The sequence below is a fragment of the Gloeocapsopsis crepidinum LEGE 06123 genome (assembly GCF_015207655.1).
In the GTDB taxonomy this organism is placed as follows: domain Bacteria; phylum Cyanobacteriota; class Cyanobacteriia; order Cyanobacteriales; family Chroococcidiopsidaceae; genus Gloeocapsopsis; species Gloeocapsopsis crepidinum.
In genome coordinates, this window is record NZ_JADEWN010000004.1 from 74,757 (window position 1) to 96,772 (window position 22,016).

Consider the following 22,016-nt stretch of genomic DNA (forward strand, 5'->3'; position numbering starts at 1 on the left):
TTTAATGCAGTTACCTGAAGTTTTAGAAGACGTTTTTGCGACTCATAGCGAACCTAATGCCATTTTTAATGCATTATTACCCGCATTGTGCGATGTATTGCAAACAGATCGATGCTTTTTATATCTGCGTAATCCCCATAATCAAGAGGGGAAAGTTGCCTATTGTTGGCGACGTAGTACGGAAATTCCTGATGTGATTGATTCTGAGTGGAGTAAAGAACCAGAATCATTAGCCGCAGAAGATCCCTTATTTTCAGCAGCATTAGAAGCAAAGCCTTCTGTTTATGTAGAAGATGTAGAAACCGCAAATCCTGAAGTTGTTAACTTAGCGTTTGAACGCAAACATTTTGGACATCGTGCTTTGATTCACGCGCATCTGTGTCAAGATGGCTTGATGTGGGGAATTTTACAGCCGTGTATTTTTGGTCAACCCAGAGTGTGGAGTGAAAGCGATCGCGCAATTGTGACAGAATTAGAACAACGACTCACACCACTTGCAATTACTTATGTCAAAACTGTGGGAATTTAGCAATCTCGTAAACAATGCATAACTTTACGCTTAATTGCTGTAAATTCTGGCGTTAACTTCATTTCAACATCGCGATCTTGTGGTAAATCTATCGCAATTTCTTGCTTAATTTCTCCTGGATTAGAACTCATGACAAAAACACGCTGAGATAAAAAGACAGCTTCTTCTACATCGTGCGTGATCATCCAAATTGTAGTATGAGTTTGTTGCCACAAATTAAGTAAAAACTGTTGCATTTGCTCTTTCGTTTGAGCATCTAAAGCACCGAAAGGTTCATCCATTAATAATACATCAGGTTCATTTGCTAAAGCACGGGCTATGGCAACTCTTTGTTTCATTCCACCTGATAGTTGTTGAGGGTAAGCTTTGGCAAACCGAGTTAATCCCACAACTTCTAAAAAGTAAGCAATACGTTCTTTGCGTTGTTTGGCACAAAGCGATCGCAGTCGCGAACCAAAACCAATATTTCCAGCTACGGTTAACCAAGGGTATAAAGTATAATTTTGAAACACCATACCACGGTCTGAGCCAGGACCAAGTACAATTCCACCATCAACTTTTACTTCGCCTGACGTTGGTTGTATCAATCCAGCAATAATATTAATTAATGTGGACTTACCACAACCCGAAGCACCTACAACACAAACAAATTCACTTTCATATAACTGAAAATTAATATTTTTTAAAACTGCTAATTGCTTATGTTGCTGATTAAAATTCTTATTTAAATTACAAACTTCTAGTTTAGGTTTTTTTTTCTGATGATGAAATTGTGAACTAGCTTGTGTGGGAGTTTTAAGTGAACTTTGAACCATTACATTTTTGCTACCAATTGCTAGCAGAGTATTAAAATATTTTTTTATTTAATCGAATAATCAGTTAATAAACTGTTAGCTGCGATACAATGAGTTGCTCTCTTAAAGAATCATAATCTGATCGAATTATGTCTACTTAGGCTTGGGCTTCATTTTATTTATGACACAAGCATCTCAATCACAAAAGAGATATCTTCCTCCTTCAACATTTTGGAGTTTACGTCAAGGATTCCCGCAATGGTTACGGCTTTTGCTATCAGCGATCGCCCTAGCTTTACCACTTATCATTTGGGCGTTTATTAGCTACAGTGGATTAACAACTCCTGTATTTTTACCAACACCGACAGCAGTACTTGATGCAGGAATTCGGATGTTCGCTGAAGAAAGCTTACATTTAGATATTATTGCAAGTAGTTTGCGCGTTGCATCTGGTTTTTTTGTCGCTGCATTAGTTGGTGTACCAACAGGAATTTTGATGGGAACTTTCCACAGTATGGAAAGCTTATTGAGTCCGATTGTTGGTACAGTTCGTTATATGCCAGTTGTTGCTTTTGTACCACTAATTATCATTTGGGTTGGTTTAGGTGAATCCGCAAAAGTTTTGATTATTTTTCTAGGTGTTGTGCTTTACAATGCAATGATGATTGCTGATGCGGTCAAGTTCATTCCCGATGAAATGCTCAATGTTGCTTATACTTTAGGTTCTAACCGCAGAGAAGTCTTATTCCGCGTCATTGTTCCTGCAGTGTTTCCCAGCGTTTTAGACACATTACGTGTTAATATCTCTGGCGCTTGGAATTATTTAGTGATTGCTGAACTTATTGCCTCCCAAAACGGTTTAGGATATCGCATTGTACAGTCACAGCGGTTTCTGCAAACAGATAAAGTTTTATTTGCGATCGCCATTATTGGAGTCATTGGCTTATTAATTGATTACAGCTTAAAATTACTCTCCAAAGCTTTAACACCGTGGGCAGATCAAACTCGTAGCTAGGTTATTTTTCCTCTAGGGCTGGGGTAGCTCATTACTTAAAATAACTATGGTGCAATTAAACTTATCAAAAACCGCATTAGTTTGCGTCGATATGCAAGCAGGAGTCTTCACAGGTGAAGGAAACTTACATCATGTTGGCACTAGTGAAGTTCTTTCTAAAGCAAAAAAAGTTCTAGCAGCAGTGCGGGAAACAAAAATACCAATTATTCACTTCCAAGAAGTACATCGTAAAGAGATGGTAGACTTTGGTAGAGAACTAGACGGTGCAGAAGCTGTACATTGTTTAGAAACTTGGGCTAGCACTGATTACTATTGGGAATTAGCACCAATCGATGGTGAGTTTGCAATTTCTAAACGACGTTATAGTTGCTTTTTCGGTACAGAATTAGAAATTCTCCTTCGGGGGTTGAAAGTAGATACTGTTGTGTTAATGGGAATGATGACAAATGTTTGCGTTCATTACACCGCAGCCGATGCACATCAACGCGATTATCATTTTCACGTTATTGAAGATTGCTGCGCTGGTTCTGATTGGGATGCCCATTGGGCAGCTTTAAATGCAATGGAATATTTACAAACAGGTGCGCGCATTTTCCACACTGATTTTATGGCAGCTTTGCAGTTAGTAAAAGCCAAGTGATTAATGACTATTCATGAATAGTCATTAATCTCCCATTCCCTACTCCCTGTTCTCATCAAATTCAATTATGTTTGTACTTCCTTCAGAAATCTAGGTTCTAGGGTATTAGTTAAATCTGGGGCTTGAGGAATCTGTTTTTGCGATACAAGAAATTGTGATAAGTCATTCATATGAGTAAGTAAATATATATCACTTTGAGGATTGCCCAGCATTTCTAAATTTGTTGGTAAATCAATTAATCTGACACCTTTGAGTTGTTCTTCTACTTCTTGGGGTGTCAACTGCAAACGTTTACCAGCGATCGCCAGCGCTTCATCGCGATCTGTTTCCATAAATTCTCGCGCCTGCAAAATTCCTTGAATAAATCCTGTCACAGTGTTGGGGTTAGCTTCAATGAACTGATTGCTAAACAGGTAGACATCCACAATTGCTGTTGGCATTTTAGAAGTATCGTAGATAATCCTGCCGTCTTGCTGTGCTTGATCTGCTTTTTGTAAAAATGGTGAATAAGTCACCGCAATCTCGGTTCTACCAGCTTGATACGCCGCTGCTGCTGCATCAGGAGTTACATTTGTTAGTCTGACATCATCACCACTTAAGCCTGCTTCCTTCAAAACTTGTAGTAAGAAGAAATGGCTAACTCCGCCAACTTCGACAGCAACTTCTTTACCTCTAAAGTCAGCGATAGTGGTAATACTGTTCCGCGCCAGAATACCATCGCCGCCTAAGGAGTTATCTGCTGCCATGATGATGCGATAGTCTACTCCTTTTGCCGACAACGATACAGCTTCGGATGTCACCAACGCTTGACTATCAAGACGCCCTGCACCAAAAGCCGCCATAGCATCGGTGGCTGAACTAAAATCTCTAAAATCGAGGTTTAAACCTCCTGCCTGAAAAAAGCCTTTCTCTAAAGCAATATACAAAGGCGTATATCCAATCCACAGGGTACTTCCTGATGTCGCTGGAACCGCTTCTGTAGCAGTTGACGACGTATTAGAAAGCGATCCTGATGGTTGCTGAGTACACGCGTGTAAAGCCAAACTCCCTGCAAATCCTGTAAATAACGATAGTGCTTGACGGCGCGTCCAATATGAATTACTACTCATGCTCATGAGTATCTTGATCCCTAATTTACTCTCTCGCATCATTAAGCGATTTATTTAAATGAAAAATTGTTAATAAAAATACAATTTGCAGAGTTATAATTCTATAACTTTTTAGGTAGCTATTAGTTGCATCTACGAATTAGCAGACAAATTGCTGCTGTAGTAAACTACTCACAATGAAAAAACTTAAGCTATTATTTACAATTTCACTTGCAGTAATCGTTGCCTTAATTATTGTCGTCAGTGATGGCATAAATAACAGAATTGCCGCTCAATCTGAATACGCAGGGCGTACTTTGGTAATGGTAACATCAGCAGATTACCCACCCTACGAATTTAGAGATACAGCAGCTGGAAATGAAATTATTGGTTTTGATATAGATATTGCCAATTATATTGCTCAAGAATTAGGATTTGAATTAAAAATTCAAGATACAGATTTTAGTGGGATCATACCTGCTTTACAATCGCAACGTGCAGACTTTGCGATGGCAGGAATGACACCAACAGAAGAACGCCGACAAAACGTAGATTTTTCTGATATTTACTACGCAGCAAAGAATACAATTGTTGCACTACAGGGGAGTAATCTAGAGGAACCTGAAGATCTAGCAGGAAAAAGAGTCGGTGTTCAACTTGGTTCAATTCAAGAAACAACAGCACGAGAATTTGAAAATGTTACTATTGTTCCGCTCAATCGTACTGGTGAGATCATTCAAGAAGTCAAAGCAAGGCGCGTTGATGCAGCAATTATTGAAGATACAATCGCTACAGGTTTTGTCGCCAACAATCCTGACTTAGAATTTAATACGATTGAAGCAGGCGAAGGTGGTTCAGCGATCGCTTTTCCAAGAGGGTCGCCATTAGTTGCTGATTTCAACCGCGTTTTACAACAAATGCAAAGTAGTGGAGAAATTGATAGGTTAATCAATAAATGGTTTGGTGGTGAACCCGAAACAACTGCAAATGCAAATGATGGCTTTTCTTTTGCACAAATTGCTCCCAGTATTCCATTTATTTTGCGCGGCATTTTAGTTACTCTGCAATTTACCGCTTTATCTGCATTTTTTGGTTTTATCTGGGGAACAATTCTATCGCTGTTTAAAATCTCCACATTTAAACCGTTAGTCTGGTTTGCAACAGCTTACACCTCAATCTTTCGTGGTACGCCATTACTGTTGCAGATTGCGTTAGTTTACTACGCTACGCCGCAAATCACGGGTTACAACATACCTGCATTATTAGCTGGGGTGATTACATTTACACTGAATTCTGGTGCATATATTTCTGAAACAATTCGTGGTGGTATTCTGGCAGTAGATAAAGGACAACGCGAAGCTGCACTTTCATTAGGTGTGCCTTACCGACCAATGATGTTAGATATTATCTTACCCCAGGCAATTAAAAATATTTTGCCAGCGTTGGTGAACGAGAGTATCGCGTTACTCAAAGATTCGGCTTTAGTTTCGACAATTGGTGTAGCAGATTTGTTACGCCGCGCTCAGATTGTTGGTGCAGAGAGGTATATTTACTTTGAACCGCTGATAGTTGCTGGCGTGATTTACTACTTAATGGTTATGAGTTTAACTTGGGGTGGATATGCACTTGAAAGAAGATTACAACGTAGCAGTTGATGTTGCGGTTGATGTTGAAGACCTGCACAAATCTTTTGGTAATCTCAAAGTTTTACAAGGGATTTCTACCAAAGTGCATAAAGGCGAAGTTGTTGCAATTATTGGTCCTTCAGGTTCAGGAAAATCAACTTTTCTGCGCTGCATGAATTTGTTAGAAATACCAACCTCAGGCAAGATTTACATTGATGGCATTGATATTACATCACGTAAATGCGACATCATGAAAATTCGTCAAAATGTGGGAATGGTGTTTCAACACTTTCATTTATTTCCCCACAAAACTGTGCTTGATAATGTGACGTATGCGCCTATGAAAGTCAAGCACATTGATAAAGATGTGGCGCGACAAGAAGCAATGGATTTATTAAATAAAGTGGGGTTAGCTGAAAAAGCCGATGTTTATCCTTCTAAACTATCAGGAGGACAAAAACAACGGGTAGCGATCGCGCGATCTTTAGCAATGAAACCGCAAGTCATGCTGTTTGATGAACCAACATCTGCACTCGATCCTGAAATGGTGAAAGAAGTGTTGGAAGTCATGAAAGACTTGACTCAAACAGGAATTACAATGGCAATTGTGACGCATGAAATGGGTTTTGCCAGAGAAGTCGCCCACCGAATTTTATTTTTAGATGAAGGACGCTTAGCCGAAGACGCAACACCAAAAGAGTTTTTTAATCATCCAAAAAGCGATCGCGCTAAGCAATTCCTCGAAAAAATGCTGTAATCAAGCTAGCGTCAATTTGCGCTTAATCAGAAGAGTAAGCCACTACACTACAATGGAAGTAAGCTAGGGTTTTACAGCTTTGAAACAACTTAATAGGCTGCTAGATAGGGAGTAACAGCCAATGAGTACACCATACAATCAAGACTTCCTAAAGTGGACGCAACAACAAGCCGAATACTTACAAAAAGGATGTATCACATTTTACTCCGGTCAGGCAATATGCCTAACGCACACAAGCTGAATTAATCTGAATCTTGTAGGTTGAGTGTCCTCACCTGCTCATGATTGCAAGAAGTCTATTGTCGAGATAAGATTTAAGATTGCTTAGAAGAACCCCTAGCTTGCAACGTTTTCTGCAAGACGATGAGTGGATAGAAAAATATTACCGACGTGCGCGTCGAGATGCAGCAAAAAAGATACACAAGTCAATAGAAATATTTCCAGCAGAATGTCCATACACTATTAAACAAGTTCTCAACATATCAAGTTCCCCAGCAAATTGGGCAAATTTGGGTGAAACAGCAACTACTTTTATTACTTGATGGCTTAGATGAAGTCCGCGCAGAGATTCGCGATACTTGCGTTGCTGCACTTAATGTGTTTCAACAAGAAGAAAGTAGCGAAATAGTGGTGACAAGTCGGATTAAAGATTACGAAAGTTTGTCAAATAGACTCAATTTTCAAAGCACCATTTGCTTAAAGTTATTGACTTTAGAACAAGTTCATCTATATCTAGATAGTACAGGTTTTGAGTTAACTGGTTTAAGAACTTTAATCGGAGAAGATCGAGCACTGCAAGAACTTACGCGATCGCCTTTAATGCTCAATATCATGACTGTCGCTTATCAAGGAGTTAAGATTGCCGCATTACCTCAAACTGACACTACCCAACTATTCAATTCTTACATTGACCGCATGTTTCAGCACCGTCAACCAAAGCTTCACTACTCAAAATCTGTAGCAATACGCTGGTTAGTTTGGTTAGCACAACAAATGTCTCAACAGTCTAAAACAGTCTTTTTTATTGAGCAACTTCAACCGAGTTGGTTACAAACAACAGTTGACAAAATGACGTATCGCTTGGGAGTTATCTTACTTGGCGGAGTAGTTTGTTGATTAATTGGAGGAGTGATTGGTGGATTATTTCAATGGCGCATCGAAATTGTCATTGGATGGCTACTATTAGGGCTAACAGTAGGGTTATTTATCAGTTTAGGAAGAAACCACAATCTACACTGTAGAGACGCTGAAATGGTCATGGCAAGCAGCTTTTAAAAGCTTTATTAAAGGACTTTTTTATGGATTAGTTTATGGTATTGGTTTCGAGCTAATTGCTCAGGTCATTTTGCTACTAACTACGAGTGAAATGCAATGGTCGCTCATTGTTATCCTAACAACTACGCTAGTTATGGGAATGATTTTTGGCGTAGCTGGCGGGTTACGGGGCTGGGAAATTGAGACAAAAACAATTTCAAATCAAGGTATTTGGCGATCTATTGCCAATGCAGGAATTGTTGGGTTAGCAGGTGGAATTATTGGAGGAATACTGTTTGACCCTGCTTTTTGGTCACTGGAAGCGCGTAATGCGATCGTTGCTGGAGGTGCTGGAGTAGCTTTTGAACTACTTTTCGGACTAATTTTGGGTGGTGTAGTCAAGCTTGCATACGTCATCTTAGCTTACGCTTTGTCTTATACCACAAAAATTTGATTCCTTGGAACTACGCTCAATTTCTTGATTACGCCACTGATTTAATCTTTTTGCAAAAAGTTGGTAGCGGCTATATCTTCATTCACCGTTTACTATTAGAGCATTTTGCACAGATGAAGTGATTATTAAAAACTGATAGGCAAAAAGCTATTCTCTAAAATTCACTCGGTATTCAGCTTTTCGGAAGTATCAACTTCTGTTTCTATATCCAAACTATCAATTAATTCTGAGAAGGGAAATTCTGTATCTTCTTGTGGGATATCATCGCTTAATGGTTCTGCAATTAAAGCTTCTATCTGTTGGTGGAACTCTAAAATTTGGCTTTGTAGTTGATTTCGTTCTGCTTGTAAAGACAGTAACTCGGCTTGTTGCTGTTCTTTCTCTTCTCTTAGATAATTTATGTTACGCTGAATATCATTTTTCTGTTGCTCTAATTGTTCAACTTGATTTTTTAAGATGTCAGTCTTAAGCTCTATTTGTTGCTTCTGTTCTTGACAACTCTGTAATTCACTGTTCAGTGCTACTTTTTCAGCTTGTTGCTGTAAATTAATTTTTTCTGTTTGTATTTTATTAACTTGAGACTCTATTTGTAGCTCAAGCACTTGATTTTCTAAAATACCGACTTGATTTTTCAAAGCATCTATTTTAGATAACAAAGCTGATTGTTTCTGTTGTAAGTTTAAAATTTCTTGTTCTATATCTTCTTTAGAACATATTTTTTTTGTGAGATCGCTATGTAGTTGTGTCAACTCCGAACGTAAAATGTCAGAATCTTTTTCTAATGCCTCTTTTTCATTAGAAATAATTAATTTATGCTGTTCAAGTTCGCTGATATTAGCGTGTAATTTATTTAGTTGTTCTGCTAAACTTTCTCTTTGTTCCTTCAAGGTTTGAAGTTCTTGGTGTAAATCATCTTGATAGCTACGCCGTGTTTCAAATTGATTGCGTAGCTGATTACACTGCGACTGTAAGTAACTAATACTATTTTCTAATTCTTGTTTTTTTAAACTTCCATTAGAGAGAATTCGATTCAAGTTAATCTCTTGGGCTTCTAGTTCTTGAATTCGCTGGCGCTGAGAAGATAAAACGAGTAACTCATGTTGTTTGTGTCGTTTATCTACAACAATCGCTGCTGCGTAGGTAGCAGGTAGAGAGATTAAACCTGTCAGTAACGCCCGATTTGCATTTCTATTAGATAGGAAACTGATGCCAAAGCTGACACCAAAGGCAACTGCACCTAATATAATTCGATTACTAACCATAGCGCGATCGCTTATCTTAAGATTGATGGTTACTTAAACTGAATCCAGATTAACAGCATCATCCCGAAAATAGATCTAGCTCAGCTTTAAGAAAATCAACAAACTGTCGTGCAGTACGTCCCGATCGTCCATTATGCCGTGTTGCCCATTGCAAAGCACGATATTTTAAATCTTCTTGACTTAGAGAAATTCCTGCTTGTGCAGCGAGATGGCGAATAATACTCAGATATGTCTTCTGATCCGCAGGTTCAAAAGTTAAAGTTAAGCCGAAGCGATCGCTAAAAGATAGTTTTTCTTGCATTGTATCCCAAGCATGAACCTCCTCACGATCTCGCACCTGTGGTCTATCATCAAAAAATTCTCGGATCAAGTGACGGCGATTAGAAGTAGCATAGATTACGACATTTTGCGATCGTGCTGTTAAATTACCTTCTAAAACAACTTTCAAAGCTTTAAACGCATCATCGTCTTCTTCAAAAGAAAGATCGTCAACAAAAATAATAAATTTCTGGGGAATACTCCGCAACTTTTCGACAATTGCTGGCAAATCTTTTAAATCAGACTTAGCAACTTCAATTAAGCGCAGATTACGACTTCTGTATTGATTTAATAACGCTTTGACTAACGAAGACTTTCCCGAACCGCGACTGCCATACAGTAGTACGTGTAGTGCAGAATATCCTGATAAGAGAAATTCAGTATTTTTTAGTAAAGTCTCTTTTTGTAATTCATAACCTACGAGTTGATCTAGTTGAATCGTATCTGGATGTAAAATTCTAATAAGTTGTCCAGCTTGCCAACGTAAAGCACGATTTGCAAATAAACCTGTACCAAATTTACGGTAATAAGCTGCTAAATCTGATACAAGACTTTCCCAATTTTCTGTTTGGTAGAAAGGTACTTCGCAAATTTCTTTTGTCTGAAAATGCCATATTACTGGTGGTTTGTGCAAACCTACGACAACTTGTACCCACTGACTCAAGGTATCGCTACCGCATTGATAAAGTTTCTGCAACGCTTGTAAATCTTGTTCTGCTGCGGCTAAAAGGGCTGGAGGTAAGGTTTCTGTTTGCTGAACTTGTTGCGAGAATGGGTTATCGTCATTGAGAATTTGCGTAATGAGAAAGTCTTGCCAACTTTGGTTGCTTGCTGCTAAAGCTTTGAAGTAACTGCCATAAGCTTGGAGGCAACTAATTTGATCTCCACTGTTACTCAGTGTTTGTAGTAATTGTAAAAAAGTTTGACCAACTTCGTTATCAAGTACAGATTGGTATAGTAACAATGATGCTGCTTGACATCTTAAATCTTGAATCGATTTAGTAATGCGAGTATCCATGAATAAATTCAGCAATCTACCTCAGTTATGGTAAATTGTCTGCCGACAGTTAAAGATAAATTTAGAATAAGCAATGAATATAGCTATTATTGCAGCGATCGCTTACGGAATTATTACCATTGTTGGCGGTATTATCGGTTACACTAAAGCCCGCAGTACTGCATCTTTAATCTCAGGCATTATTAGCGGGTTACTTCTGTTTGCTGGCGCAATTCTTTACTTACAAGGACAAGCTTGGGGATTTACTTTAGCACTAATTACAACAGCTATTTTAGTAGTCGTATTTACAATTCGGTTCGTAAAAACACGTAAATTTATGCCAGCAGGATTAATGCTGACTTTAGGAGTACTCACATTAATAATTATGGTAAGTCAATTGGGAGCGATCGCCTAATTACCAATTACACTTCCGGTTCTACTCCCAATGCTTTTAATTGTGCTGCCAAGCGATCCGCTTTTTGACGTTCTTGTTCAGCTTGCTGAGTCGCTTGTTTAGCTTTTGCTTGTGCTGCTTCCTCTGGTAACAAGACTAAATTGCCAGAATTATCAAAAAAACGCAACCAAGGTGCAGTTTCTCTACTGATAGTTCCCTCCCAAATTCCTAGCCAAAAGCCTAAAGTTTCACACCACAGCCATCCTCGTTCATTTGTTTCTATTGGCTGATAGCGATGGCTAGCATCTAATTGCCATCCTTGAAGAGAACTCGGATTAAAAGGATCGTAGACAAAATAATTTGGCGTTCTAAATGTGCGTTCGTAAATTTCTTTCTTTGTTACCTGATCAACTTCCGCAGTCGAAGGCGACATTAACTCTACGATCGCATCTGGATATCGCCCGTCTTCTTCCCAAACCACCCAACCTTGACGTGACTTTGTACCATCCACATCTAAAACAACAAAAAAGTCTGGTCCACGGAAGTCGCGATTACACGCTTGAGTGCTGCTATAGTAAATAAACATATTACCGCCTGCAAAAAAGTCGTTACGCTCCGACCAAGCTTGTTCTAGCGATCGAATCAAGACATTCATGGCAATACAGTGGCGATTGCTTTCCAAAGGTTCACCATCATCGAAAATCAAGTCAGTAGGTGGCATTGGTGGTTCCCAATCCCACCCTACATCTTGGGAGATTGTCTTTTCTTCAGTAGACGACATAGTTAAACTCTCCCCAGTTAAGATTGACTCATTAGTACATTTATATTACATGATGAGCGTTGAGGAAAGCGATCGCATTTCTTGGATCAAGTCCAGTTAACTACCCATAATGTAAAGCAACCAGTCACTAGCCACTTAACCGAAGATACTATTATTCCCTCAAAATCCCAATTCCAGCTTCCTGCTCAATATAATCTGCTAAGTTAATAAAGTCTTCACGCGGATAGCATCTTCCACCAATTAAGTTAAATGCTAGTTCACTACGGGGATGTTCTGGACTTTCAAGAATATGAATACCCCAGTAATAAAGTAAATCGCTAGCACGAATACAAACTTGCTCAGGATCAATGCAGTGAAACTTATCGTCTATTTTACTAGTTTCTCGATAAATATCGGCATAAGCTCTCTTCAAAATCTGTAGACGTCTATAACCAGGATCTTTAAAGTTATTAACTAAGACAAATAAATGCGCATTTTTATTTCTTATACGTATTTCTTCTACAGTCTCTTGAATGACTTTTCCATGCTTGTTGATTCCTAAAGGATTTAAAGTTGTGGGAATGAGGCAATAATCAAATTTTGCTACTAATTCTGGTTGATTTCTTTCAATTGCAGGCGAACAATCAAAAATCACAATTTTGGCATCACGCGCAGCATCTTCATCCCAATCTTCACCATCAAATACTTCAATTGTCGCTCCCATCCCTCTAGAATTAGGAACATAAACGCCATCACCGACAAGCTTCTGTAAATTTTTTTCAGGATCTAAATCTACTAATGCAACGTTGAACCCTTGCAAAGCAAATGCACCTGCTAAATGTGCTGCAACTGTTGTTTTACCTACACCGCCTTTGCAAGTAAACACACCAAAATAGATTTTGCCAGGCTTGGGGGGTTCAGGTGGTGGCGTTACTTCGACATCTCCATTAATAAAATTAAAACCATTTTCAGTTGCAACACCGCAACGAATTTTAGTATCACCCCAAGATTTGATTAAAGCACGCGCTGGATCACCAAAACCTTTTGTTGTGATAAAAATACCAGCATTAAACTTTTTGCCTTCAGGAGACTCTAGATAATCAGCAAACCTTGTTAACTGTGTTGATGTTGCATTATTTTTAAGCCATTTAACTTGTACAGCCGCGACACAATGATTTTTTTTAACAACTAAATCATATCCTGGTTGATTAGGTTTAGCAGTTTCAACAGTCCAACCGTGCTTATGAAATATTTTAGCGACGTGTTGCTCAAAATGAGTGTAATCATGAGCAAAATTGTATTCTAAAGTTGCGGGCATAGTTAGTTTTAAAAATATCTATTTCAGTTTATTTAGGGATAAATGACTTCAAATATGAAGCTTGATTTCTATTTAAAAGCTATACTAACACCACAACTATAGTGAATATACGGAAGCAACAATGAAGAATCGATGAAACTTGATGAAGAAAGTACGAAGCTAAAAAAATACTCACAGTTATGGAACAAATGCCATCACAGCAGCGGGTGAACCTGAACCGTTTTGTAAGCGTAAAATGCCGATCGCTAACGTAGTTCCACGGATAGGTAATTGATCGAGATTCGTTAAATTTTCTAAGACAATTCTTGGTTTTTCTAGTACTAAACGATTAGTTGTCAACATGGTATCTTGTCCAGGATCGACACCGTGCGTATCAATTCCTACTCCAGCAATTTGGCGTTGTAGCAGAAACTGCGTTGCATTCTTGCTAAATCCTGGGAAATGAAGATTACTAGATGAATCTGCATTGAGAAATGCTGCTTTATCCCACCATTTGTTTTGCCAACCTGTGTACAGTAACACCACGCCTCCAGGTTCAATTTCACCGTGTTGTTGCTCCCAAGTTAAAATATCAGCAACGCTCAAAGTGTAGTCAGGATTTGCTGCTTGTGCTTTGATATTTAAAACAACAGCAGGTACAACTAATAAATTTGCAGGATATTGATCGATTCCTACTCCATCAGTGTAAAAACTTTTAGGTGCATTGATATGCGTTGCAGTATGTTCGCCTAAAGAGAAACGCCGGAGGTAATAACCATCTTGATTTAACTCAGCAACAGTTTCAAATTCTACAGGTGGATCGCCTAGCCATTGAGGAATATCAGGATGAATAACGTGACTGAGATGAATGACTTGGGAATAGGTAATGTTTTGACTTTTTGGGTGATATCGCTGTGGTGAAGTTAATTGCTTTAAAGTCGCTTCCATAATTGCAGGAGTTTGCCCCGAAACCGTATATACTAGGGCTTCACGATAAACTCGTTGTGCTGGACGATCGCTATTATTGGCACTCCCACTCGAAACTGTGATTGCTGCGTGTGCAGTGCGTACTGCTAAATCAATAGCCCATGCTCGAAGTCGTACTTTTTGTGTAAATGTAGAATAGTGTGCTTGGGCGATCGCCTCTCGACATTCACTCAATTCTCGATCTAACGCGGTAAAAGCTTCATCAATAAAAGCCAAAGATTTTGCTTGCGCTGCTGCTTGTATAATATCTAATCCCGCCATTGCACATCCTATTGCTAATGGAGTTGCTCGCAGAATATTTTTGATATCGTTATTATGAATCCACTCCGCAGGTTTAATAAAGACAACGCGATCGCTTGGTAAAAAGAAGCGAGTCAAAGTTGCGCTGAGTGTACTTGTCGATCTCATTGAGGCGAGTTGCATGGGAGTGCCAAAAGCGATCGCACCACCAGTTGCTTGTTGTGTCTCTACAAAAGCTACAATGCCAAAAACAGCACCACCATCTGCTAAAGTTGCAGCAACAATAAATTCAGAAAACAAGTTCCAACCAGTTACCCAAGGCACAAATCCATCAATTTGATATCCTCCTGCTACAGGTATCGCTACAGTTGTTGGATCTCCTAACCGTCGAATGTGCGAAAAGCCCACACCAAGTAAAACGTCTCCATTACCCATGTGCGGAAGATATGCTTGTTGTAATGCAGAATTACGACTTTGTACCAACATCCCCGCAGCACTTTGGTGTTGTGTTTGTAAAAAAGCTAACGCACCAGAATACCTAGCTACCAATTCTTGAAAACTTGCAAAAACTTCATCACTGACACCATATCCGCCCCATTGTTGTGGTACTCGTAATGCAAGTAATCCTAAATTGCCTAATCCTTTGAGGGCTTTGAGTAATACATCTGAGTTAATGTCAATCTCGTTAGCTAATGGTGCAACTTCTTTAACTAAATAAGATTTGGCTGTGTCTAGGATCATTGGAAGTTATGAGTTATGAGTTATGAGTTTTGAATTGGTAAGTGCATAGGCATATAGGATTACGCCAGAATGGAATTTTTAGTAGTGTTGTCGATTAAGCATGATTTACCAAAACCACATCACTTTATCAACTCAAATGCACGGTGATATGCATGACATTACCGATCAGGTTAACTCCATTGTGCAAAAGTCGGGAATTAAGACTGGAATGGTGCATGTATTTAATGTAGGTAGTACCGCCTCGATTGGTACAATTGAATTTGAACCAGGGTTGCAGCGTGATTTACCTGAACTTCTTAACAAGCTCATTCCACCAAGTCGCGAATACGGACACGAGCAAATGTGGCATGATGGCAATGGACACTCGCATTTGCAAGCGACATGGTTAGGTCCGTCACTAACAGTACCTGTGCAAAATGGCAAGCTAGAGTTGGGGACTTGGCAGCAAATCTTTCATTTAGAATGTGACGTCAAGCCACGCCAGCGGAAAGTAGTTGTCACAATATATGGGGAGTGATTAGTGGCGCTTTGGCTAGTGATTAGCAACTCGATTTAATAAAAGTATGTAGCAGCAAGTAAACATTATGGCAGTAGAATACGATCTCGTTGTGATTGGCGGCGGTTCTGGTGGATTAGTTGTTGCGGGAGTCGCTGCTGCACTTAAAGCCAAAGTTGCTTTGGTAGAACGCGATCGCTTGGGTGGTGATTGTTTGTGGAATGGTTGCGTTCCGAGTAAATCTTTGATTCATGCATCGCGCATCGCCTACGAAGTCAAACACGCCTCGCAATTTGGGATTCACTGTAACGATCCACACATTGATTTTGCTAAAGCGATTGGACACGTACACAGTGCGATCGCTGCAATTGAACCGCATGATTCGCCTCAACGCTTTGAATCTTTGGGTGCTGAAGTAATTTTCGGTAGTGGTGAATTTGTTGATAAAAACACCTTTATCGTTAATAATCGTCGTTTAAGAGCAAGAGCATTTGTGATTGCAACAGGTTCGCGCCCTGCGGTTCCTAACATTCCTGGATTACAAGCAGCAGGTTTTATTACGAACGAAGAAGTTTTTGAAATTACTGAACGCCCCGATACTTTAGGTATTGTTGGTGGTGGACCTATTGGTTGTGAATTAGGGCAAGCTTTTGCACGATTAGGTTCCAAAGTGACAATTATTGGTAGTAGCGATCGCCTATTACCTAAAGAAGATCCTGAAGCTGCCGCTGTTGTACAGCAGCAATTGATTTCTGAAGGCATCCAAGTCTTAACAAAAACAAGAGCAGAACGTGTCGAAGTTGTCAACGAGAAAAAGTACTTAATTGCTGGAAATGAAAAAATAGCCGTCGATCAAATTCTGATAGCAACTGGACGCAACCCGAATGTGGAATCCTTAAATTTAGAAGCCGCAGGAGTCGAACTGCATCAAAGTTCTAAAAAAGGAATTCGCGTCAACGCCAAACTGCAAACAACAAACCCTCGAATTTACGCTTGTGGTGATGTGATTGGTGGTTATCAATTTACTCACGTTGCCAGCCACGAAGCAAACGTTATTATCAGAAATGCTCTATTTCTACCAATTCTTAAAGTAGATTATCGCGTTATTCCCTGGGCGACATTTACCGAGCCTGAATTAGCCCGCGTTGGTTTAACCGAAGCCGAAGCAAGAAAACGCTACGGTAATAATATTGATGTCATTAAACAAGAATATGCAGACGTAGATCGCGCCCAAGCTGAAGCTGCGACTCAAGGCTTTGCCAAAATTATTACTAAACGCAACGGTGAAATTCTTGGCGCGCATATCGTAGGTGCATCCGCAGGCGAATTAATTCATGAAATTATCTTAGCAATGTCGCATAAACTTAAAATTTCTGCCTTGGGGGGGATTCATATTTACCCAACACTTGCAGAAGTTGTCAGTAAAGCAGCTTTTGCCCGAACGCAAGAGAAATACGAAAAAAATTACACCCTACAAAAAATATTAGAAAAATTGTTTCGCTTAATGCGATCGCTAGGATAAACTATCGGTTTTTAAGTTCAAACTCTCGTACGCACTGATAGCCAAGGAAAAGCGATGTGATGCAAAAAAACACTGAGTCAAAACTATACGATCGAGATTTCAATTTATGGCTAGAGGATACAGTTGTTAAACTCAGAGGGCATGATGTAGATAATTTAGACTGGGAAAACTTGATCGAGGAAATTATAGCTTTGGGAAAAAGTGAGAAGCGAGAACTAATTCACCGATTGGAAGTCCTCTTATCTCATTTACTCAAACGCATCTATATCGATTCTGCCTATGATAATCGTGGCTGGGAATTAACAATCAAAGAACAACGAAGACAAATACAACTTCAGTTAGAACAGTCTCCTAGCCTCAAAACATATTTTACAGAAATTTTTGATGACTGTTGGCAGTATGCTTTAACGCAAGTCAAGCTTGAATATGCCAAAGTTCCGTTTCCTGAACATTGGGAGTTTAGCAGCGATGTTGAGGCAATATTGTCACAAGAGTTTTGGTTACAATAAAATACTTTAAACTTCAACTCGTAGCTGTAACAAATTATAATTTTTCCTTCTCCCCTGCATCTGAAGCCCTCTGTTTTCCTCTATGTAGCAACCTTAAAGAAAAACGGTATAAGCTGGAAGCGCTGCTAATTGAGGAGTGAACTAAGCTATATGCACTGGCTGTTATCTGGATCTTTGAGTGTAGAGAAACTAACAGTTGCGATCGCCGATCTTCCTTCATCTTTACAGGGTACTAAGCTAGTACAACTTTCGGATCTTCATTATGATGGCTTGCGACTGTCCGAAGAAATGTTAGCGCAAGCGATCGCTGCTAGCAACGAAGCCGAACCCGATCTGATTGTTCTTACTGGCGATTATGTCACCGACGACCCTACCCCAATTCATCAACTCGTCCTTCGACTAAAACACCTGCAAAGCCGTCATGGTATTTGCGCAGTACTCGGAAACCACGATATTTATTACCCCCAATCGCAAGCCGAAATTACTAAAGCACTAACTAGCATCGACATTGATGTTCTCTGGAATCAAATTGCTTATCCTTTTGGTGCCAGATTACCGATTGTCGGACTTGCAGATTACTGGTCAAAAGAATTTAAAGTCAAACCTGTAATGCGTCAACTCGATAACAATATACCCCGCATTGTTTTGTCACACAATCCAGATACTGCACAAATTTTGAAAAAATGGCGCGTAGATTTGCAACTATCTGGTCATACACACGGCGGTCAATTTACGATTCCTGGCATGGGACCCGCTATATCTATTTATAAAGACTTTCGACGTAGCCTTCCCAAACAAATGCGGCGTTGGGTTCCGTTTATGCAAAAAGAATGCGCCAAAGTTGTCAGACATTGGGAATGGGCGCAGGGATATCATCGTGTAGGTGAAAATCAGTTGTATGTCAATCGTGGTTTAGGAACATATTTTCCTGGACGCTTCTTTTGTCCCCCAGAAGTTACTGTGATTACCTTAGTGACTGCCTGAGTAAATAATGGTTAGTAAATACCAATCAACTGATCGCTAATTAACTAAATTATGGCAGTTTATTAACACAATGATAGTCAGTTCTTAACAATAGAGTGAGATATTGTTAGTGCCGCGATTGCGCACGGCGCAGCGCCAAAGGCGATCGCAGGTATACTTTCATTTTAGTTTTGTTAAGTGAAAGCTGAATTAAATAATTAGGACTACCGTAGTTCTTAGATCCCATCTCCTGAAATTGAAAGTCACTAGATATCTTTCGATGTGGATTGTTTGTAGAACTGCATCAGGTTTAGTCTAGCTTTGCTGTGCGCATAATTGGGACAAGTTTTACTAGTTAAACGTTGTCCTGACTAAAATTCCATTTTTTTTAGGAGGGGAGTCGAACGATGCTGCAACTCCAAGGTTTTGCCAAATTACCCGCAGATACATTTGCAGAAGGACCGCCATCAGGACAATACAATAGTGATGGTTCTCTCAAACCCGAACCACCACCATTTCCTGGACAGCCTGTTCAAGGTTTTAGTGCAGTCCAATTTGCTGATGAGAATTCTTTCTGGTTTCTTTCAGATAATGGCTTTGGTAATAAGTTAAATAGTCAAGATTATCTCCTACGTGTTTACCGTCTCGATCCGAGTTTTAGAGGCGCAGACAATAAAGATGGTAGTGTAGATGTTCTCAACTTTATTCAACTTGCCGATCCTGATAATAAAATACCATTTCCCATCAAAAATGAAGACACAAATGCCCGACTTCTAACTGGTTTCGATTTTGATGCAGAGTCCTTTGTTGTTGCTGCTGATGGGACGCTTTGGGTAGGCGAGGAGTTTGGACCTTATTTATTACATTTTGATCAAACAGGTAAACTACTAGATGCACCAATTCCAACACCAAATTTTGACTCAGGTGATTTTGTGCGATCGCCGGATAATCCTGACGTGTTAGCTGGTGATGCTACTGCCAATCTTAATCGTTCTAGAGGCTATGAAGGCTTAGCAATTACTCCTGATAAAACAAAGCTGTATGCTTTACTTGAAGGTACTGTAACAGGCGATCCAGAAGATGCTTTGCGAATTTACGAATTCGATTTAGCAACCAAAGAATTTACTGGAATCAAAGGCTATTACCGCAAAGAAAATCCTGACTATGCAATTGGGGACTTTGCAGTAATCAACGAAAACGAATACTTAGCGATCGAGCGTGATAATTTGAGTGGAGACGAAGCGCAATTTAAGAAGATTTACAAAGTTGATTTATCACAACAAGATGCAAATGGTTATGTAGCAAAACAAGAAATCGGAGATCTTTTGAATATTCGCGACCCTCAAGATCTTAATGCCGATTCTAGCACAACGTTTACATTTCCATTTGTCACAATTGAAAACGTCTTAGTCATTGACGAAAATACAATTCTTGTAGCTAACGACAATAATTACCCTGCAACAGGTGGACGTTCAGATACTGAATCAGACCACAATGAAATTATTATGTTGAAGTTAGATCAACCCTTAAATCTCGATCCGCGTGTTGGTATCAGTCCGATTATTGGTAGTAACTTGCGCTTTGGTACTCCTGGCGAGGATGAACTGTTCGCGACGCGCAACGATACCGTATTTGGCGGTGCAGGTGACGATACTTTAGATGCTACCGCAGGTCAAGGTGGTAATCGTTTGTATGGCAACAGTGGTAACGATGAACTACTAGCAGGTCTCAACGACCGCCTGTTTGGCGATCAGGGTCACGATCTCCTCGATGCTTCTCAAGGACGTGGCGGTAATCGACTTTACGGTGGCGCAGGTAACGATACTTTATTCGCTGGTAGCGCCGATCGCCTATTTGGTGGTGACGGTGACGACGTGCTATTTGCGGGTACTGGAAATAGTATTCTCACAGGTGGCGATGGTCAAGATCAATTTTGGATTGTTGCCGCAGAGACTCCCACATCACCAAATACAATTCGTGACTTTCAATCAGATGTTGATGTTATTGGTTTAGGTGCAGGTTTAGCGTTTGTTGATTTAGCGATCGCCCAAACTGGAAGCAACACAACAATTAGTCTTAAAGATGGCACAGAATTAGCTATTCTTGAAGGAGTTGATGCGGGTACAATTTCAATTTCGGATTTTGTGAGTACTGCACCTCGTCCCCTCATTATCGGTCACAGAGGCGCGAGTGGTTTACGTCCAGAACACACTCTAGCCGCTTACGAGTTAGCAATCGATCAAGGTGCTGATTACATCGAACCTGATATCGTTGCAACTAAAGATGGTGTTTTAGTGGCGCGTCACGAAAATGAAATTTCTGGTACGACTGATGTCGCAGATCGCTTAGAATTTGCAGACCGTCAAACAACCAAAACCATTGATGGAGTCGAAGTCACAGGATGGTTTACTGAAGACTTCACCTTAGCCGAACTAAAAACTCTCCGCGCCAAAGAACGTCTACCTGAACTCCGCAGTACAGAATACGACGGTTTATATGAAGTTCCCACACTGCAAGAAATTATCGACTTAGCCCAGCGTAAAAGTGCTGAAGTTGGTCGCACGATTGGTCTCTATCCTGAAACAAAGCACCCAACATACTTTGATAGTATCGGACTATCGCTTGAAGAACCTTTGGTAGAGATTCTTGATGCGAATGGTTATAGCGATCGCGACGATCCTGTTTTCATTCAATCCTTTGAAACAGCCAATCTCAAACAACTTGATGAATTAACCAATGTTCCTTTAATTCAATTACTCGGAGACAGTGGACAACCTTATGACTTCACTGTAAGTGGCGATCCGCGTACTTATCTCGATTTAACAACTCCTGATGAGTTGACAAATATTGCAACTTATGCAGTTGGAATTGGTCCTTCTAAACGACTAATCGTTCCTGTTGATGAGGAAGGAAGATTGCAACCTCCGACATCCCTAATTGATGATGCCCATGCAGCAGGATTACTCGTTCACGCTTATACTTTCCGCAATGAAGACTTCTTCTTAGCTCCCGATTATCAAGGTAATCCAGAGTTGGAATACGAGCAATTCTTTAGCCTCGGACTTGATGGTTTGTTCACAGACTTTCCTGGAACAGGCTTTGAAGTCGCTAATCGGTTGTATCCTTTGACTGCTGCTGATCCTTTACTAGGAGTCGGTTTGCTCTCAACTGATACCTCTGTAGCTTAATTAGATGTAACAATAAGGGCGATCGCGCGATCGCCCTCAATTCATTGGCTTTGCTAATCTAATAGATCTCCTGCACAAATCGAAAAATTATCTATGTCATTCTGAACAAAACACTTCACGGAGTTTACCCTTGAGCGATAGCGAAGGGTTCAAGATGACATATAAAGTATTCATGCAGGAGGTCTA

Annotated in this window: 22 protein-coding genes; 15 read left to right on the forward strand and 7 right to left on the reverse strand. The window is 39.9% G+C overall.

Annotated elements, in window-relative coordinates; translation table 11 throughout:
* Positions 1 to 4 precede the first annotated feature (4 nt).
* Positions 5 to 529, forward strand: a complete 525-nt coding sequence (locus tag IQ230_RS02555; RefSeq protein WP_228054521.1) for a GAF domain-containing protein — start codon at positions 5 to 7, stop codon at positions 527 to 529.
* Here IQ230_RS02555 and IQ230_RS02560 read toward each other — a convergent pair.
* Positions 526 to 1,344, reverse strand: coding sequence for an ABC transporter ATP-binding protein (locus IQ230_RS02560; protein ID WP_193930489.1), 819 nt, complete (start codon positions 1,342 to 1,344; stop codon positions 526 to 528). The two genes, IQ230_RS02555 and IQ230_RS02560, sit on opposite strands and share 4 nt — an antisense overlap.
* Before the next feature lie 160 nt (positions 1,345 to 1,504).
* Here IQ230_RS02560 and IQ230_RS02565 point away from each other — a divergent pair, with 160 nt between their 5' ends.
* Together IQ230_RS02565 and IQ230_RS02570 are read left to right on the forward strand one after the other, a co-directional pair.
* Positions 1,505 to 2,338: an ABC transporter permease gene (locus IQ230_RS02565; RefSeq protein WP_193930490.1), complete on the forward strand. Its 834-nt coding sequence runs from the start codon at positions 1,505 to 1,507 to the stop codon at positions 2,336 to 2,338.
* A gap of 46 nt (positions 2,339 to 2,384) precedes the next feature.
* Positions 2,385 to 2,978 (forward strand): cysteine hydrolase family protein, encoded by a 594-nt coding sequence (locus IQ230_RS02570; protein WP_193930491.1) that lies wholly within the window; start codon positions 2,385 to 2,387, stop codon positions 2,976 to 2,978.
* A 65-nt stretch (positions 2,979 to 3,043) separates the two neighbouring features.
* On the opposite strand, the gene IQ230_RS02575 is transcribed toward IQ230_RS02570, so the two are convergent.
* Positions 3,044 to 4,087: an ABC transporter substrate-binding protein gene (locus tag IQ230_RS02575; RefSeq protein WP_228054522.1), complete on the reverse strand. Its 1,044-nt coding sequence runs from the start codon at positions 4,085 to 4,087 to the stop codon at positions 3,044 to 3,046.
* 176 nt (positions 4,088 to 4,263) lie between these two features.
* On the opposite strand from IQ230_RS02575, the gene IQ230_RS02580 reads away from it, so the two are divergent.
* The 6 genes from IQ230_RS02580 (at position 4,264) to IQ230_RS02605 (ending at position 8,156) form a co-directional block, all read left to right on the forward strand.
* Positions 4,264 to 5,721, forward strand: a complete 1,458-nt coding sequence (locus IQ230_RS02580; protein ID WP_193930493.1) for an ABC transporter substrate-binding protein/permease — start codon at positions 4,264 to 4,266, stop codon at positions 5,719 to 5,721.
* On the forward strand, positions 5,687 to 6,448 hold the full coding sequence (locus tag IQ230_RS02585; RefSeq protein WP_193930494.1) for an amino acid ABC transporter ATP-binding protein: 762 nt from the start codon (positions 5,687 to 5,689) through the stop codon (positions 6,446 to 6,448). Before IQ230_RS02580 ends, IQ230_RS02585 begins: the two co-directional genes overlap by 35 nt.
* 320 nt (positions 6,449 to 6,768) lie before the next feature.
* Positions 6,769 to 6,990, forward strand: a complete 222-nt coding sequence (locus tag IQ230_RS02590; protein ID WP_228054523.1) for a DUF29 family protein — start codon at positions 6,769 to 6,771, stop codon at positions 6,988 to 6,990.
* Entirely contained in the window at positions 6,962 to 7,564 is a 603-nt protein-coding gene (locus IQ230_RS02595) for a hypothetical protein (protein WP_193930496.1), read from the forward strand. The genes IQ230_RS02590 and IQ230_RS02595 overlap by 29 nt, the downstream gene beginning before the upstream one ends.
* 12 nt (positions 7,565 to 7,576) lie before the next feature.
* Positions 7,577 to 7,723 (forward strand): hypothetical protein, encoded by a 147-nt coding sequence (locus tag IQ230_RS02600; RefSeq protein ID WP_193930497.1) that lies wholly within the window; start codon positions 7,577 to 7,579, stop codon positions 7,721 to 7,723.
* Positions 7,724 to 7,814: 91 nt separating this feature from the next.
* The gene (locus tag IQ230_RS02605) at positions 7,815 to 8,156 is read left to right on the forward strand and encodes a hypothetical protein (protein ID WP_193930498.1); all 342 of its coding nucleotides are present in this window, start codon (positions 7,815 to 7,817) and stop codon (positions 8,154 to 8,156) included.
* Between the two features lie 161 nt (positions 8,157 to 8,317).
* On the opposite strand, the gene IQ230_RS02610 is transcribed toward IQ230_RS02605, so the two are convergent.
* Positions 8,318 to 9,418, reverse strand: a complete 1,101-nt coding sequence (locus tag IQ230_RS02610; protein ID WP_193930499.1) for a coiled-coil domain-containing protein — start codon at positions 9,416 to 9,418, stop codon at positions 8,318 to 8,320.
* A gap of 58 nt (positions 9,419 to 9,476) precedes the next feature.
* Positions 9,477 to 10,754 (reverse strand): ATP-binding protein, encoded by a 1,278-nt coding sequence (locus tag IQ230_RS02615; protein WP_193930500.1) that lies wholly within the window; start codon positions 10,752 to 10,754, stop codon positions 9,477 to 9,479.
* Positions 10,755 to 10,827: 73 nt separating this feature from the next.
* On the opposite strand from IQ230_RS02615, the gene IQ230_RS02620 reads away from it, so the two are divergent.
* Positions 10,828 to 11,148 (forward strand): TMEM14 family protein, encoded by a 321-nt coding sequence (locus IQ230_RS02620; protein ID WP_193930501.1) that lies wholly within the window; start codon positions 10,828 to 10,830, stop codon positions 11,146 to 11,148.
* A gap of 7 nt (positions 11,149 to 11,155) precedes the next feature.
* On the opposite strand, the gene IQ230_RS02625 is transcribed toward IQ230_RS02620, so the two are convergent.
* From IQ230_RS02625 to IQ230_RS02635, 3 genes are all read right to left on the reverse strand, one after another.
* Positions 11,156 to 11,908: a Uma2 family endonuclease gene (locus IQ230_RS02625; RefSeq protein ID WP_193930502.1), complete on the reverse strand. Its 753-nt coding sequence runs from the start codon at positions 11,906 to 11,908 to the stop codon at positions 11,156 to 11,158.
* Between the two features lie 151 nt (positions 11,909 to 12,059).
* Complete coding sequence (locus tag IQ230_RS02630; protein ID WP_193930503.1) at positions 12,060 to 13,205, reverse strand: nucleotide-binding protein; 1,146 nt, start codon at positions 13,203 to 13,205, stop codon at positions 12,060 to 12,062.
* 177 nt (positions 13,206 to 13,382) lie between these two features.
* On the reverse strand, positions 13,383 to 15,152 hold the full coding sequence (locus tag IQ230_RS02635) for a cyclase family protein (RefSeq protein WP_193930504.1): 1,770 nt from the start codon (positions 15,150 to 15,152) through the stop codon (positions 13,383 to 13,385).
* Between the two features lie 100 nt (positions 15,153 to 15,252).
* Here IQ230_RS02635 and IQ230_RS02640 point away from each other — a divergent pair, with 100 nt between their 5' ends.
* The 5 genes from IQ230_RS02640 to IQ230_RS26360 all read left to right on the forward strand — a co-directional run bounded on the left by IQ230_RS02640 (position 15,253) and on the right by IQ230_RS26360 (position 21,830).
* Positions 15,253 to 15,669, forward strand: a complete 417-nt coding sequence (locus tag IQ230_RS02640; protein WP_193930506.1) for a secondary thiamine-phosphate synthase enzyme YjbQ — start codon at positions 15,253 to 15,255, stop codon at positions 15,667 to 15,669.
* Positions 15,670 to 15,736: 67 nt separating this feature from the next.
* Positions 15,737 to 17,170: a dihydrolipoyl dehydrogenase family protein gene (locus tag IQ230_RS02645; RefSeq protein WP_193930508.1), complete on the forward strand. Its 1,434-nt coding sequence runs from the start codon at positions 15,737 to 15,739 to the stop codon at positions 17,168 to 17,170.
* Positions 17,171 to 17,229: 59 nt separating this feature from the next.
* Positions 17,230 to 17,679 carry a DUF29 domain-containing protein gene (locus IQ230_RS02650; RefSeq protein WP_193930510.1) on the forward strand — a complete coding sequence of 150 codons (450 nt, stop codon included), beginning with the start codon at positions 17,230 to 17,232 and terminating at the stop codon, positions 17,677 to 17,679.
* A 150-nt stretch (positions 17,680 to 17,829) separates the two neighbouring features.
* Positions 17,830 to 18,663 carry a metallophosphoesterase gene (locus IQ230_RS02655; RefSeq protein WP_193930512.1) on the forward strand — a complete coding sequence of 278 codons (834 nt, stop codon included), beginning with the start codon at positions 17,830 to 17,832 and terminating at the stop codon, positions 18,661 to 18,663.
* Between the two features lie 386 nt (positions 18,664 to 19,049).
* The gene (locus IQ230_RS26360; RefSeq protein WP_228054524.1) at positions 19,050 to 21,830 is read left to right on the forward strand and encodes an esterase-like activity of phytase family protein; all 2,781 of its coding nucleotides are present in this window, start codon (positions 19,050 to 19,052) and stop codon (positions 21,828 to 21,830) included.
* Positions 21,831 to 22,016 lie beyond the last annotated feature (186 nt).

What these genes read in the sequence shown, in the direction of transcription:
- IQ230_RS02555 (WP_228054521.1), top strand. Translation starts at nt 5, where the DNA reads ATGCAGTTACCTGAAGTTTTAGAAGACGTTTTTGCGACTCATAGCGAA.
- IQ230_RS02560 (WP_193930489.1), bottom strand. Translation starts at nt 1,344, where the DNA reads ATGGTTCAAAGTTCACTTAAAACTCCCACACAAGCTAGTTCACAATTT.
- IQ230_RS02565 (WP_193930490.1), top strand. Translation starts at nt 1,505, where the DNA reads ATGACACAAGCATCTCAATCACAAAAGAGATATCTTCCTCCTTCAACA.
- IQ230_RS02570 (WP_193930491.1), top strand. Translation starts at nt 2,385, where the DNA reads ATGGTGCAATTAAACTTATCAAAAACCGCATTAGTTTGCGTCGATATG.
- IQ230_RS02575 (WP_228054522.1), bottom strand. Translation starts at nt 4,087, where the DNA reads ATGAGTAGTAATTCATATTGGACGCGCCGTCAAGCACTATCGTTATTT.
- IQ230_RS02580 (WP_193930493.1), top strand. Translation starts at nt 4,264, where the DNA reads ATGAAAAAACTTAAGCTATTATTTACAATTTCACTTGCAGTAATCGTT.
- IQ230_RS02585 (WP_193930494.1), top strand. Translation starts at nt 5,687, where the DNA reads ATGCACTTGAAAGAAGATTACAACGTAGCAGTTGATGTTGCGGTTGAT.
- IQ230_RS02605 (WP_193930498.1), top strand. Translation starts at nt 7,815, where the DNA reads ATGCAATGGTCGCTCATTGTTATCCTAACAACTACGCTAGTTATGGGA.
- IQ230_RS02610 (WP_193930499.1), bottom strand. Translation starts at nt 9,418, where the DNA reads ATGGTTAGTAATCGAATTATATTAGGTGCAGTTGCCTTTGGTGTCAGC.
- IQ230_RS02615 (WP_193930500.1), bottom strand. Translation starts at nt 10,754, where the DNA reads ATGGATACTCGCATTACTAAATCGATTCAAGATTTAAGATGTCAAGCA.
- IQ230_RS02620 (WP_193930501.1), top strand. Translation starts at nt 10,828, where the DNA reads ATGAATATAGCTATTATTGCAGCGATCGCTTACGGAATTATTACCATT.
- IQ230_RS02625 (WP_193930502.1), bottom strand. Translation starts at nt 11,908, where the DNA reads ATGTCGTCTACTGAAGAAAAGACAATCTCCCAAGATGTAGGGTGGGAT.
- IQ230_RS02630 (WP_193930503.1), bottom strand. Translation starts at nt 13,205, where the DNA reads ATGCCCGCAACTTTAGAATACAATTTTGCTCATGATTACACTCATTTT.
- IQ230_RS02635 (WP_193930504.1), bottom strand. Translation starts at nt 15,152, where the DNA reads ATGATCCTAGACACAGCCAAATCTTATTTAGTTAAAGAAGTTGCACCA.
- IQ230_RS02640 (WP_193930506.1), top strand. Translation starts at nt 15,253, where the DNA reads ATGATTTACCAAAACCACATCACTTTATCAACTCAAATGCACGGTGAT.
- IQ230_RS02645 (WP_193930508.1), top strand. Translation starts at nt 15,737, where the DNA reads ATGGCAGTAGAATACGATCTCGTTGTGATTGGCGGCGGTTCTGGTGGA.
- IQ230_RS02650 (WP_193930510.1), top strand. Translation starts at nt 17,230, where the DNA reads ATGCAAAAAAACACTGAGTCAAAACTATACGATCGAGATTTCAATTTA.
- IQ230_RS02655 (WP_193930512.1), top strand. Translation starts at nt 17,830, where the DNA reads ATGCACTGGCTGTTATCTGGATCTTTGAGTGTAGAGAAACTAACAGTT.
- IQ230_RS26360 (WP_228054524.1), top strand. Translation starts at nt 19,050, where the DNA reads ATGCTGCAACTCCAAGGTTTTGCCAAATTACCCGCAGATACATTTGCA.